Origin of the sequence: Lactiplantibacillus paraxiangfangensis, from assembly GCF_036246185.1 — a bacterium.
Classification (GTDB): Bacteria; Bacillota; Bacilli; order Lactobacillales; family Lactobacillaceae; genus Lactiplantibacillus; species Lactiplantibacillus paraxiangfangensis.
In genome coordinates, this window is record NZ_BTPW01000009.1 from 14943 (window position 1) to 28967 (window position 14025).

15 protein-coding genes are annotated in these 14025 nt (G+C 41.0%); all 15 read left to right on the forward strand.

Annotation, left to right across the window (positions count from 1 at the left end; all coding sequences use genetic code 11):
* Positions 1-10 precede the first annotated feature (10 nt).
* The 15 genes from AAA939_RS06145 to AAA939_RS06215 all read left to right on the forward strand — a co-directional run bounded on the left by AAA939_RS06145 (position 11) and on the right by AAA939_RS06215 (position 13964).
* On the forward strand, positions 11-520 hold the full coding sequence (locus tag AAA939_RS06145; RefSeq protein WP_338209324.1) for an HNH endonuclease: 510 nt from the start codon (positions 11-13) through the stop codon (positions 518-520).
* Between the two features lie 216 nt (positions 521-736).
* The gene (locus AAA939_RS06150) at positions 737-1204 is read left to right on the forward strand and encodes a phage terminase small subunit P27 family (RefSeq protein WP_338230585.1); all 468 of its coding nucleotides are present in this window, start codon (positions 737-739) and stop codon (positions 1202-1204) included.
* A complete protein-coding gene (locus AAA939_RS06155) occupies positions 1191-3071 on the forward strand; it encodes a terminase TerL endonuclease subunit (RefSeq protein WP_338230587.1) in 1881 nt (626 codons plus the stop codon). The genes AAA939_RS06150 and AAA939_RS06155 overlap by 14 nt, the downstream gene beginning before the upstream one ends.
* Positions 3072-3084: 13 nt before the next feature.
* Entirely contained in the window at positions 3085-3264 is a 180-nt protein-coding gene (locus AAA939_RS06160; protein ID WP_338230589.1) for a DUF1056 family protein, read from the forward strand.
* On the forward strand, positions 3264-4430 hold the full coding sequence (locus AAA939_RS06165; protein ID WP_338230591.1) for a phage portal protein: 1167 nt from the start codon (positions 3264-3266) through the stop codon (positions 4428-4430). The genes AAA939_RS06160 and AAA939_RS06165 overlap by 1 nt, the downstream gene beginning before the upstream one ends.
* Entirely contained in the window at positions 4414-5121 is a 708-nt protein-coding gene (locus AAA939_RS06170; RefSeq protein WP_338230593.1) for a head maturation protease, ClpP-related, read from the forward strand. The genes AAA939_RS06165 and AAA939_RS06170 overlap by 17 nt, the downstream gene beginning before the upstream one ends.
* Complete coding sequence (locus AAA939_RS06175; protein WP_338230595.1) at positions 5114-6274, forward strand: phage major capsid protein; 1161 nt, start codon at positions 5114-5116, stop codon at positions 6272-6274. The genes AAA939_RS06170 and AAA939_RS06175 overlap by 8 nt, the downstream gene beginning before the upstream one ends.
* Positions 6275-6346: 72 nt before the next feature.
* Positions 6347-6658, forward strand: coding sequence for a head-tail connector protein (locus AAA939_RS06180; protein WP_338230597.1), 312 nt, complete (start codon positions 6347-6349; stop codon positions 6656-6658).
* Positions 6642-6974, forward strand: a complete 333-nt coding sequence (locus tag AAA939_RS06185) for a phage head closure protein (RefSeq protein ID WP_338230599.1) — start codon at positions 6642-6644, stop codon at positions 6972-6974. Before AAA939_RS06180 ends, AAA939_RS06185 begins: the two co-directional genes overlap by 17 nt.
* A gap of 8 nt (positions 6975-6982) precedes the next feature.
* Complete coding sequence (locus AAA939_RS06190) at positions 6983-7375, forward strand: DUF806 family protein (protein WP_338230601.1); 393 nt, start codon at positions 6983-6985, stop codon at positions 7373-7375.
* Positions 7365-7988: a phage tail protein gene (locus AAA939_RS06195; RefSeq protein ID WP_338230603.1), complete on the forward strand. Its 624-nt coding sequence runs from the start codon at positions 7365-7367 to the stop codon at positions 7986-7988. The genes AAA939_RS06190 and AAA939_RS06195 overlap by 11 nt, the downstream gene beginning before the upstream one ends.
* 2 nt (positions 7989-7990) lie before the next feature.
* Positions 7991-8389 (forward strand): HK97-gp10 family putative phage morphogenesis protein, encoded by a 399-nt coding sequence (locus AAA939_RS06200; protein WP_338230606.1) that lies wholly within the window; start codon positions 7991-7993, stop codon positions 8387-8389.
* A 45-nt stretch (positions 8390-8434) separates the two neighbouring features.
* The gene (locus AAA939_RS06205; RefSeq protein ID WP_338230608.1) at positions 8435-8893 is read left to right on the forward strand and encodes a phage tail tube assembly chaperone; all 459 of its coding nucleotides are present in this window, start codon (positions 8435-8437) and stop codon (positions 8891-8893) included.
* Between the two features lie 95 nt (positions 8894-8988).
* Complete coding sequence (locus AAA939_RS06210; RefSeq protein ID WP_338230610.1) at positions 8989-9141, forward strand: hypothetical protein; 153 nt, start codon at positions 8989-8991, stop codon at positions 9139-9141.
* Between the two features lie 5 nt (positions 9142-9146).
* Complete coding sequence (locus tag AAA939_RS06215) at positions 9147-13964, forward strand: NlpC/P60 family protein (protein ID WP_338230612.1); 4818 nt, start codon at positions 9147-9149, stop codon at positions 13962-13964.
* The last annotated feature ends 61 nt before the right edge of the window (positions 13965-14025 follow it).

Consider the following 14025-nt stretch of genomic DNA (forward strand, 5'->3'; position numbering starts at 1 on the left):
ATGATTAGTAATGCGCATTAAAGTTTGTCGTAAGTCGGGATGCACTACTAAGATTCCATATGACCAAAGCAATCCGTTCTGTGATGAGCACCGTAACTTGTATCATCCTTCAACTTGGAAACAGACAGAGCGACGTCAGTCTTATAGCAAGTACAATCGATTCAAACGCGATAAGGAAGCTAACCAGTTCTATCATACTAAGCAGTGGTCAGGCATTAGTAAGTCACTAAAGACTCAGGCTTGCAATACGTGCACCATTTGCGGTCACACGTACGACAAACCAGGGTATCTTGTAACTGACCATATTATTCCTAGACGCGTTGACAAGCGACGACAGCTAGACCTGAACAACCTGTGGGTTATCTGCAAGAGGTGTCACTATTGGAAAGGCGAGCTTGAATCGCAGGTTTATAATTCCGATTCGTTGGTTGCAAACATAGACGCTAGTCATCAGTGGAACCGTCAGAAAGTTGCACACTGGATTTTAGAAAAAGAAGAGCAGTCTCAGAATAAAAAGTAGCTGCTATAATTCGTTGATGGGGCCCGCCTATGTGCGTCAGAGAAGAGCTCACACATTGCCGTCTCTTTCTTTCACGAACAAGAATTAAAAAATATTGCTTTTTTAAAGGTGCTTAATGCTGTTATATCAGCGATTAAGCCCTTTTTTAGTGGCTAAAATTAGCCATGAATCGACAAGAATCACAATAAAATTAGTTGAAAGGAGGTGTAAATCACGATGGATTCCAAGAAAAAGGCGCTTAAAGTCATTACTAGCGATAAAAAAATTACAAAGATGAACGGGACCGTTGATTTGGATGATATCCAGATTACACCCCCGGCCCACTTGCTGAAAAATGCGCAAGCAATTTGGCGTATTTTGATACCAGAAATTAAAAAAATGGGTTATTTAAAGCGAGTTGATCAGTCTAATTTAGAATTGTACTGTACATACTACGCGCTTTATTTAGATGCTGAAGATGAGCTTCGGGATAATGGGGCATATCTAAGGTCAAAAACAGGTAAACCCTTAAATAAGGCGCCTCAGGCTATTCAACTAAATGATTGTGTTCGTAATATGAAATCCTTGGGGTATGAAATGGGCTTTTCGTTCGATGCAGGGCTACGACAGCTAACCATTGCTAAGCCACATGAGAAAAAAACAAAAACTCCACTGAAAGAGGTGAAATTTGGTGCAGACGTATGATTTTACCGGTGTAAGAGATATTAAAGCAGCAGTTCACCCATTTCAATCAGAATATGAGCCTATTTTGGACCATTATAATGACCCAGCTACAAATTATGCGTATCGTGTGATATTTACCGATGATTTTGTTACTGGCCGTGATTGCCAACTTGCATGTATTAGGCATTTAAACGACTTGCTAAGAATTGGAACTGATGGTTTTAGATATCAATACAGTGTAGATATGGTTAATGCAATCGAATATTTTACGAGGCTGCTACCTAATCCTGATAATATGGCGCAAAAGATTGAACCACAATTATGGGAATCATTTATTCTTGATAGTTTAATCGGCTGGCGTACTAAAAATGGGACGCGTTATAAAACGGCAAATATTTCAGTTGCACGTAAGCAAGGAAAAACCTGGATTGCATCTATGTTAATCAATTTCTATTATTTCGTTGTTTGTGCTCAGGCATCTTCACAAGATTTGCTTGTTGCCAGCTATGATAGTGATCATGCAAGTAAGTTATTTAATGATGTTTCGATTCAAGCTAAGCAAATTATGAGATTAGATGATTTTAAGGACTGGGTGGCTGAAAATGACGTGGAAGCACAGTCCTATCAAATTATTGGTAAAGAGAATAAAAACACAGTGCGCAAAGGTACATCACAAGGTGGCGGATTTGATTCTTTCCATAATGCTATTGCTGTTTTTGATGAAATAGGTAATCTACGACCGGCATTAAATGAAACGTTGAATCAGATTACATCTGGACAAAATGGAATTCATAATAAATTGTTTGTAAAAATCTCAACGGCTTATCCTGATATCAAAGTTAAATTCAAAAGTGACCAGGATACAATGCGTTCAGTCATTGAGCATGATGCAGATCGTGATGGTGATGATGTTTTTCAAATCCTTTATAACCAGGACTCGGAGGAAGAGGTGTTTAAGCCTGAAACCTGGGCTAAATCGAATCCTTTACTCAACGAATATCCAAAAGAAAAATCCGACAGCCTACTAGAATCACTAATTGCAGATCGTGACCAAAACGAACGTGAAAGCACACTGGAAACATTCGTTAACAAGACGTTAAACCTGTGGAGCCGTCGCTTTCAAAATAGTTTTTTATCGTTGGATGTCATTCAAAAAAATATCATCGATGATTTTGACGTAACTGGTCGGGATGTTTACATTGGATTTGACGGCAGCCAGACCAATGACAATTCATCTTTTGGTATGGAGTTTCCATTCATGGACGGTAGCAGCCCGAAGTTTTATGCCTTGGAGCACAGTTTTATTCCGTTTGCTCAGGCTAAGACCATTGAAGCAAAATCAAAGCAAGATGGTCTGGACTATCGCAAGTTGGAACGTGAGGGATTCGTTGACGTGACCAACTTACCTAGTGGGGTAATTAATAAGGACCAGGTCTATCAATGGTTGATAGACTTTGTTCGACGATATAACTTGAAAGTTAAAGCTATTGTTGCCGACCCTAACCTTGCTAGTTGGTTCGTCAATAAAATTACAAATTACCAACCTGAATGGCCAATTTTAACCTTGGCGCCGACTTCGTTTAATTTATCGACGCCAACTAAGGACTTTCAAAACAATTTCATTAACGGCAGCATCAATATTTTGAATGACCCGCTACTGATTGATGGACTAAATAACGCTATTTTGAAGGAAGATAACGGTGGTGCGATTAAGATTGACCGTCAAAACCGCACTAATGATCATATTGATACGACTGATGCACTAATCAATGCGCATTCAGAAGCACAGAATTATTTTGAAGACTTTCATCAGGATGGGAATAACCCGCTTAATGACATGAATAAAGAACAGCGCCGTAACTTTTTCAAAGTAATGTTCGGCGCTTAGAGGTGGTGATTAGATGTCAAAAGTGATTGAAACATGGTTTGCTAATTGGTTTACAGTCATATTGTTTGTCGGCGGTGCTACTTTAATTGCAGTTGCTGCCTTTTTATTTAACTTGGCAATTGGATGCTTAACTAGTGGCGTTGAGCTATGTATTATTGCCTACATCCTAGATAAAGAGCGGGGTGAACAATAATGGGACTATTGACGCCACATAATTACAAAAAATCTAAAGTTAGTAATTATGTCTATCCCAGTGGCGGCGGGTTTACGCCGCTACTAACATCAGTTGGTGGTAAACCAATCAGCTATGTTGGAGCTGGAAGTGCATTGAAAAACATTAATGTTTTTAGTGTTATCAACCGGATTGCCAGCGACGTTGCTTCAGCACACTTTAAAACTGATAATACTGCATCTTTACGTAGATTAGAGCAACCAAGTGATCTAATTAGTCGCTTTTCATTTTGGCAAGGTATTCTCATTCAATTATGTCTGGGTGGCAATGCTTATGTACCATTAGTAGGCCCCAACCTTGAGAATATCCCTTTGTCAGACGTGGAAATTAATTACTTACCTGGTAACGCGGGTATTAGCTATACTGTTGCTCAAAACAATGAGCGACCGCGAATGGAATTACTACAGAGCCAAATGCTTCATTTTAGATTGATGCCTGACCCCAGTTATCGTTTTCTGATTGGACGGTCACCACTAGATAGCCTTCAGAACGCTCTAACCGTTGATGCCAAAAGCAATGAGAGCAACCTTAAAACGCTTGAAAATCAAATGAGTCCAGCGGGAAAGTTAAAGATTACTGGATTAGTTAATGATTCTAAAGATTTAAGTGATGCGAGAGACATGTTTGAAAAAGCCAATAGTGGCGATAATGCCGGTCGATTGATGACTCTACCAGATGGTTTTGATTACGAGCAGTTTGAAATGAAGTCTGATGTTTTTAAGGCTCTGAACGAAAATGCTAGTTATTCAGCTGCTCAAATTTCACAAGCCTTTGGTGTACCAAGTGATATTTTGGGTGGCGGTAGCTCAACGGAATCGGCGCATAGCAATATCGAACAAATTAAAGCTACGTATCTATCTAATCTAAATACTTACGTTAATCCGATTGTGGATGAACTACGTAATAAGCTACAGGCGCCGGATTTGGAAATTGATATTAAAGATATGTTGGACGTTGATGATTCAATATTAATCAGTCAAATTAAGGACCTGAGGACTTCTAACACCATTGATTCACTACAAGCGCAATACATTTTGAAACGATCAGGGTTCTTGCCGGATGATTTGCCGGAATTTAATCCTAATTTGGCGATGAAAGGAGGTGATTCAAGTGCTGATAAAAGTTAATGGGATGATTACGAATGATGACGACGCTCCTATTTATCGGAAATGGCTTGGAATGACCGTTGTTTCCCCAAAGGATATTATTGGCCAGTTACCTACCGATAATTCAGCAGTCACGCTTGAAATTGCTAGCAATGGTGGTGAAGTCGATCCAGCGACAGAAATTTATACTGCATTGCATAATTATTCTGGCGAAGTTACTGCCAATATTGTTGCTAATGCGTATTCAGCCGGAACAATCATTGCGATGGGGGCAGACAAAGTTCAAATGTCTCCAGGTGCCAAAATGATGATTCATAATGCATCCAGTGGTGCCCAAGGAAATTACCATGACATGTCTTCTGCCGCCGGAATGTTGCAAGCTACTAGTACTGCAATTGCAAAAATGTACTCAGTTAAGACTGGAAAACCAGTTCAAGAATTTCTGAACTTGATGGATAAAGAGACATGGCTAACTGCTGATGATGCAATAGAGCTAGGACTTGCCGATGAAGAAACAGATTTCAGTGCTGAACCTGTGCTGAACACGGTTGGTGGTCTTATCCCGCATCAAGCAATCGCAAAAATTCGTGATCTAATTTCAGAGAATGAAAAATTAAAACAAAGTCAATCGAGTAGTCAACTTAATGCACACCAACAATTGGTGAATGCTAAATTGGCTATTTTTTATGGAGAGGATGAACAAAGTGAATAAATTACAACTACTTTTCAATAAGGTCAGTGCACACTGCGCCGATTTGAATGCACAACTAAATGCAAAACTGGCAGACGACCATTCAACCCCAGAAGAATATCAAAAAATTAAAGATGAATTAGTTTCCGAACGAGCGCGCCGAGATGCAATTGACGAGCAACTCAAGTCCATTGAAGAGGCTTCCAATGTTGATAAGTCAAAGGCTAATCAGCCTAAAAAGGCTGGTACGAGCTTGACTCAAAAGGCGAAGGACAACGATAAGACTGTCTTTCATAATTTTTTGAAAGCTGGCAAGGTTACTGACGATATGACCGGAATCGGTTTGGGAGATGGGTCTGTACTTATTCCTGAAACAATTTTACCTGCTGAACATGAAGTTCATCAGTTCCCACGATTGGGTGGGTTAGTTCGCAATGTCCAAGTCTCCACAACTACTGGTAAATTACCTGTATTTCAGGATTCTGATGACAAACTGACAGAACATACTGAATTCAGTGAAACTCCGGAGAATAAAAAGCCAGGGATCAAGCCAATTAACTGGGATTTACAAACATACACCGGTCGCTATGTCTTTTCTCAGGATTTGATTTCTGACTCCAGCTACGATTGGGAAGGCGAACTACGTAACACGTTAACAGAACTTCGTGATAATACTGATGATTCGCTGATTGCAGGTAAATTGACGGATGGAATCACTGCTGTTGCAGTGACAGACTTAATTACCGAAATTAAGCATGCACTGAATAAGAGTTTGAAGCCAATGGATTCCACAAATGCTTCTATTATTCTTTCACAGTCTGCCTACGATGAGATTGACAATTTGAAAGACACCACTGGACGTCCAATTTTACAACCAAATGTTTCTTTGGGCTCAGGGGATATGATTAAAGGACGCACCGTAATTGTCTTAGATGATTTATTATTTCCAAATGCTAAGATTGGTGACGCAAATATTATTGTCACACCGCTTCAAAAATCTATTATTAAATTCAAGAACAATGAAATTACTGGTCAATTTCAAGATACTTACGATGTTTGGTACAAGGCATTGGGGATTTACATGCGTGAAGATGTTCGTCAAGCATGGCCTGATCTCATCAACTGGTTATCATCTTCTGCATCAACTGCTACAACGACATCTACCACAAAATAGTGTGTTGAGAGACGTAATCTAAGGCCACGTTCATTTAAGCGACGACCAACTGTATTGAAATGAGGTGAGAAGATGGCGGGTGTTACTCCAAAAGATATGCAGAATTACTTATCATTGGATGATGGTGTCGATACCACAGTCTTACAGGACATGATTGATGAAGCGGAGTCCGGGATTATGAGCGATATTGGTTTTGACGTTGATGTTGAGAAGTATCGTGTGTATAAACAATTTAATCAAGCAGTTAAGACAATGGTTGATTTTAACTATTTCAATCGTGGTAATCTGTCTGAAATGAAACTGGCTTATCCGCCTAGCTATCTTTTGATGATCAACAGACTTCGCTGGAAGATTCGGAGGGATGAAAATGAAGATGGCGGTTAGCCGGTTTTCAGAAAGAGTTACCCTAGGAAGCTATCAGCCGGTGCCAAATGATAATACTGGTGATTATGATAATAAATTTGTACCAGGCTTTGACCTTCATTGTGCGCGTTATCAACGGACCATGGAGCAAAAAGTTCAAATAATCGGTACAGCGTATGAGGAAACTATCATACTGGCCGTTCGAAGAAATCCCAAAATTGATAAATCGATGATTGCCCAGTACCAGGGCAATGAATATCAAATCGTTGATTTTTCAAAGGATAGTTCTGGACTACCAGTTGGGTATGATTTGATGACATTGAAACTGAAAAATTAGGTGATTGAATGGAACTACCAGTAGTGACGATGACGAAGGTAATTGATTCATTTAGTTTACCCTGGCTGGATAATGTTTTTCGCGGGTCAATCCCGCCAGCATATCGTGATAAAACGGATACTACGACGATGCTAATTACTGAATCAATGAATGAACCCCAGGTGAGTCTTAATGGGCGGCACAAGGGATGGTTAATGGGTGTTGAGTTACAAATTTTTTATAAAGTCGGCGCGCAGTTTAATACTCAGGATGCCGAAATTGATTTAACTAGCCGATTAGAGCAGCTAGGATATAAAACTGAAACTCGAGCACGCGTGAAGGACCCTGACACCAATCAAGTGACCAAGGTCCTTTTTGCTACTTGGGATTATTTATTAGGAGGAACAGGTAATGAGACATAATATTTCGCGGGCAACTATTGCGCAACTTGATGATACAGGGAAACTGCTAAGCGGTGAAAAAGGGCTTTCTACTGATGGTCTATATGTTATTGATCATAATGAAGAAGGTTTTGCGACCCTTAATATTACTGGGATTGAAGCTGCCGGGGTTGCTGTCTGGTTAAACGGACAACTTAAGCATAATTCCTATGGAAAATCACAGCCAGTCATTGCAATGACTGGAGCAGTTGATTTTGAAATGAAACAAAAAATTAAAGGCTTCGTGAAGACTAAGAATGGCGGTTGGATGCGGAAATTACCTAAACCACATATTGCCATGATTGCTGAATCAGAGGGTTGGGATGGTGAAGTCTACTATGAATGTTTTGCTAACTTAGATTTTATCGAAGAAGCATCTAACAACTCAACCGATAATAACAATGAAGTTGATTCAATGGATACATTGAATGCCACTGCAAATGCACCACTCTCCAAGGATGTCTTTACCGATGGAATCACACAAGAACCATACATGATTGCTATGAGTGATGATGACTTTGACAAGGATAAGCTTTGGGGTGAAGTGTTTGGCGGCTATACTGCACCGGCTAGTGGTTCAACTCAAGCTGGCTAGTCATGGCAACCAATGACTTGGACAAGCAATTAGATAATTGGCTAGGGCAAGTAAAAGACTTGATTCCCGATGTCAAAACCAAGCAAAAAATGACTGCTGCGGGTGGTGAGGTGCTGAAGAAAAATTTGGTGCAAGAGACTAAGTCGAAGCATTATACCGACCGAAATGGGACCAGTAAAAATCCACATTTGGCGGATGAGTTGGCAGTTGATCATGATGACGATGGTAATTCTGGGGTCGGATTCCATAAGAAAGCGTACATTGCCCGTTTCCTTGATGAAGGCACTAAATACCGACCAGGCGATCACTTCTACGAAGCCACCATTAACCGTAGTAAGAAAGACGTTTTGGATGCAATGCGGACAGTCTACGATAAAAGCTCTAGTGAAAAGCACTCTTAGGGAGTGCTTTTTGCATACATAAAATAAATTTAGGAGTGGTAAATAATGAAAACTGTAAAAATTAATTGTAAAAAATATTTTGGCGTTAATAAGGCAACTACCGTTTTTGTAAGTGTTGAAATGATGCAAAAGAGCACCAAATTCAAGACATTGATGCTGGAATCTGAACTTGAAGCGACTAAGGCTCAGCTAAAGATTAAAAATGAAGCTGATCAGGAAGGTGATTCAGAGTCTGATGAAGCCCCAGAACTTTCCCTGGAAGAGCAAATTGCAGAGCTCGAACAGCAACTTGCCACTGATGAAAAAGACACGGCGCAACGTAATAAGGTCTTAGCATTCATCAAAGAAACTATGCGCTATTCCGAAAAACAAATGACTCAGATTGCCGAAAATCATGACGATCAGGAATTAGTTGAAGGTGCGGTCTACATTTACTACCGAATTCAGGGGATGTCTGATAAGGAATTAACTGGAGCCCAGGAAGCGGAAGCGTCAAAAAAGTAAAACCTCTGAAAGCCCAAATTGCCGAACTCAGAAGTGAAATTGCGGACTCTAAAAATCAGAGTGAAGACATTGATTTGTTTAAGCAGCAATTACTCATGAAAGGAGTTTTCCCAGAGGACGTTGACAAACAACCGTTCTTTGAATTTATTCAAACCTTAAAGGCGCGGGAACGCAAAGACCGGACTGAATTGATTGACCCGGCCGAAGCAATTTCACAGACGTACGGCAATAAGGCTAAAAGGAGGTAATAAAATTGGCGACTGTTCAGAACGAACTTAAAACCAAGATTTCAGTGGATGGCGTCGGTGCTATCCATACTTATAAAGAATTAAAGAGTGTTATTAGCGGAGTTACCGCTGAATACCGTGCTGAGGAAGCCCAGTTAAAGTCTCAGGGTAAATATACTGAAGCAGCTGTCGTCAAAGCTAAGGGCCTTTCCAAGGCATTAGAACTTCAAAAGGCTAAGGTCAATGAGCTTAAATCACGGCAGAAAGATTTAGACCTGACTACTCAAAAGGGTATTGAAGCTAATGCCAAACTGGGCACTGAAATTAGTAACGCTGAGCGTAAGTTATCATCATATACTCAGCAGCAGGATAAGGCCAAAAATAGCCTTAAATACTATTCAAGCGGTTTATCTGAACTGCAGCACAGTTATCAGCAAAGCTCTAAACTGAGTGAATCTTTTGTGACCCGTTTAATGGCGGAGGGCAAGACTGCCGAAGCAAATAAACAGAAGTTAAAGGGCTATGAAGGTTCTGTTAGCAATCTTTCAAAGCAGTTTAAGATTCAAGAGTCAGAACTGTCAAAGTTAGCTAGTTCAAGTGGTAAGTCTAGCGAAGCGTATAAGCGTCAGCAGTTGCGTGTCAATGAGACAGCCACAGCACTTGCTAAATTAAAAGGGGAGACTAACTCGCTTGAAGGCTCGATGCGTAAGGCAAGTGCCAGTCCATTTGCTAAAGCGATGGATAGCGCACGTCATAAACTCGGGTTATTAAACAGTGAAGAACGTAAGAGTACTGAAAACGTTAAGCATTTCGCATTAGGAAGTGCCATTGGCAACAGTTTAGCTAATGCTGCAGGCAGTGCGATGAGTCTGGTTAAAGAAGCTGGCGCTGGAATCATTCATGCTGGGTTGGAATTCAATAAAGAAACTCAAAAAATGAATGCCACATGGACAACATTAACTGGAAGTGCAAAAAAAGGTACTGGATTTGTTACATCGATTAATAAAATGTCATCGGCCTTTGGGCAGTCTAACGATCTTGTTAATGAATTAGACCAACAGTTCTATCATGTTCTGGATAAAAAGGCCCCTACCGAGCATTTAACTAAGTCCTTGCTAACAATGGCCGATACTTTAGGGATGTCTGGCGATCAAGTTCAAAGACTGGGTCTTAACTTTACACATATGATGTCGTCTGGGCGTATGCAATTAGGCGACTTTAATATGATTAGTGATCAACTGCCGATGTTCGGTGAGCGACTACTTGACTATGAACGTAAAGCACAGAATAACACTAAGCTTAACATGTCTGATCTTCGTAAACAGATGAGTGCCGGGAAGATTAGTGCAAAGGATGCAGAGGCCGTCATGAATGGCCTTGGTAACAAATATAAAAAGGCTTCAGAGAATATGATGGCAACGGCTTTTGGTGCTGAAAGGTCCATTAAATCCCAGTTTTCAAAGTTATCTGGTGATTTGGTGGCCCCTTTTAGTAAGGTACAAAATCCGATTTTTACATCAGTATCTAAATGGGTAAGCGATAAGAAAACTGAGAAAGAATTTACTAAGGTTGGGACATCTGCATCCAAGGGATTCTCAACTATTTCGACAGCCTTTGAAAAGGCCATGAATGTTAAATCTATTCCGCGCAGCATGAATAAATTTATGGAGAACTTGGCCAAGGGTGTTACTAGTACTTCTAAAGCAATTGCCAAGCATGCACCTGCTATTATTGGATTCTTTAAAGATTTATGGTCAACCACTAAGATTCTTGGTTCGATTGGAACCGGGTTTTTCAAAGGAATTGCAAGTGGTATTTCAGTTATCGTCTCACCATTATCAAAGATGGGAACCAGTAGTAAACATGTCAGTGCCTTAACCAAGGGATTGGAGAACCTTTCAAAGAAAAAGTCAGGACTACAAACTTTTGGTCGCGTACTGGCAGGAATTTGGGCAACAACCAAGGTAATCAAGTTTATTGGTGCTGTTCAGAAGGCTGGTACTGTTTTGAAGTCAACATGGGCTGGACAGGCAATAATTTCTGGCATGTCTACCATGATTAAAAATGTGAAGCTATTTACCGAAGTTACTAAGGGAGCAACATTAGCTGAAAAAGCCAGCTTTACCATTCAAACGGCAATGGAAGCAGTTAACCCATTCGGTTGGGTTGTGCTTGCTGTTGCTGGATTAGCGGTACTGGGTACTGGGATTTATGAGGCTTACAAGCATTTCAAGCCATTCCGGGATGCTGTAACTGGCGTAGGCCATGCAATGAGCAAACTATTTACTGGCAAGTATGATTGGGAAAAAACAATTGGTAAAAAGTTATCAAAGGTTGGTTCAACCATCAGTAAGTGGGGTAAAGGTGCTGGTAAATTTGTTTCTAAACATAAAAAGGAAATCTTGGCTGGTATTGTTAGCCCGTTCGCTGGTTTGTCGGCTTGGTTCTTAAAAGATACGAAGACTGGTAAGAACGTCCAAAAGTGGGTTAAGGGATTTAGTAAAGACGTTAAGAAAATGGGACTTAAAAAGGCGATGGATAAGCAGGTCAAGTCTGCTGGCAAAGCCTTTAGTAAATCCAAGTTTGGCAAGTGGTTTGCAACGATGTCTGATGCGTTTAACTCATGGAAAAAGAAATTTTCTAAGAGTTGGAGTTCGCACTGGTCCGCTATGACTAAGAAACTGCATACTGGCTGGAAGGATTCAGTCAAAAACACTAAGAACTTCTTTTCATCGATGGGGTCGCATTTTAGCTCATTTAAAAAGTCCTGGTCACATAACTGGGATAAACATTGGGATGACATGCGGTCAAACCTACATTCCTATTGGAATAAAGACCTGAAGCATACCAAAGTATTCGGTACTTCTATGGGCAAATGGCTCGATGACTTTAAGAAGATGTTCAAAGGTGGCTGGCGTAACCTTGGCAAAGGTGTTTCAAGTATCTTTTCGGATATGTGGAAAGGATTAAAGCAAGCTGCGCAAGGTGGAATGAACGGAACCCTCGATATTGTCAACGGCGGTATTAAAGCAGTCGATGCTGTAATTCATACGTTTGGTGGTAAAAGTCAAACTATAAAGCCGTTAAATCACGTTAAACTGGCAACCGGGACTGGGTTCTTTTCTGGTATGCGTAAGCCAATTACAAAGCCGACACTAGCCGTTTTAAATGATGGCCACGATTCCCCAGAGACTGGGAATAAAGAGATTGTCATGAAGCATGATGGGCGTGCCGGAGTCGTTCAAGGCGTCAACACTGAGATGATGTTGGAAGCTGGGGATGAAGTTTTTAACGCCTCAGAAGCAAAAAACATTATGGCAATGCAAGGTGTGACGAGGTACGCAAACGGGACCGGATTCTTTGGTTCTATCATGCACAGTGTTTCCTCAACGGTAGGCGGTGCAGTTGACTGGGTTGGTAACAAGGTCAAGGGACTGGAAAAGTATTTCAAGACCGCTGAAAATGTCATTGCACACCCGGTTAAGTCGTTAGAAGGTCTGTTTAAGTGGACTGATGGCAAGACCAAGGGTGTTATGACTGATATTGGGGAAGGCCTGTTTAAGGACACGACAAAGCAAGCCAAGACTTGGTGGAGTACTTTATGGGGTGCTGTATCAAGCAAACTAGATGGAGGCACTGGATCAGATTCAGGATTAGTAAATGCAATGGAGAAGTATGGCGCTACCAATAAGTATGTTTGGGGTGCTGCGGGTCCTAGTGCATTCGATTGTTCCGGATTGGTTGAGTACACGCTAAAGAAGATGGGTATCAGTTTTCCACGTACTTCTGGTGAGCAATATCGGGCATCTAAGCACGTCTCTGACCCGAAGCCTGGTGACTTGGTATTCTTTGGCCCGGGCGGTAGCGAACACGTTGGTGTTTATACAGGTAACGGAAAATTTTATAGTGCTGAAAACGAGAAGGATGGTATGGGAATTAGCAGCGTTCATGGCGGTGGCTATGGTTCATTTGCTGGCTACGGACGTGTTCCTGGACTGTCGTCTGGTGGTGGTAGTTCAAGCAAATCAGAGCCGAAATCTAAAGGCTTGTTAGGCACAATCAAGAATCAAGTTGGCACTGGCTTCTGGTCATTCATCAGTAAACTTGCTGACATGTTTGGCGACGATGGTAATGGCTCGATTGAAGGTGGCGCAATCACCCACAGCATGATTAATCGGGCACTTAAAGAAATGAAAATTCCTCGTTCCTACTGGTCAAAAATGCAACATGATATTATCGGTGTTGCCAATTCTGAAACTGGAAATCGTAATATCGCGCAAACTATTAAGGATTCTAATTCTGAGGCTGGCAATGGTGCAGCTGGTCCATTACAATTCACATATCCGACTTTTAAAGCCTTTGAAGCGCCCAAACGCCACAATTGGCGCTCAAGCTATGATCAAGTGACTGCTTACTTGAATAATTCGGATTACCTCCATGCAGCAGGGAATACTGTTATTTGGCATACTCCCAAATTTGATTGGTTGCATAGTGGTCCTCGAGGGCACAAGCGCTTTGCGAACGGCGGTCTTGTTAGCACCAATCAATTAATTGAAGTTGCTGAAAAGAACCGGCAAGAAATGGTGATTCCACTCACGCTAAAGACTCGAGCTAACCAATTGATTAAACAGGCTAGCTCAATCGTTAACGGCAATCGGGATGAAGACCAGGTTGCTGGTGTTGGTGGCAATGACGGCAAGTTGGATAAATTGATTAAATTAGTAACTGCATTGTTGGCTGGTCAGGGTAATGTCAACGCAATTGTAGCAAAAAGTGATGTTGTGAATGCTGTTAAAGCAGACAATTTAGCTAAAGCACAATACAGCCAGATGATGGGTTACTAAGCGAAAAATAGGCGTCTCTTAACTAGGGGCGCCTTTTACATAGGTTGATTTTAATAAGGAG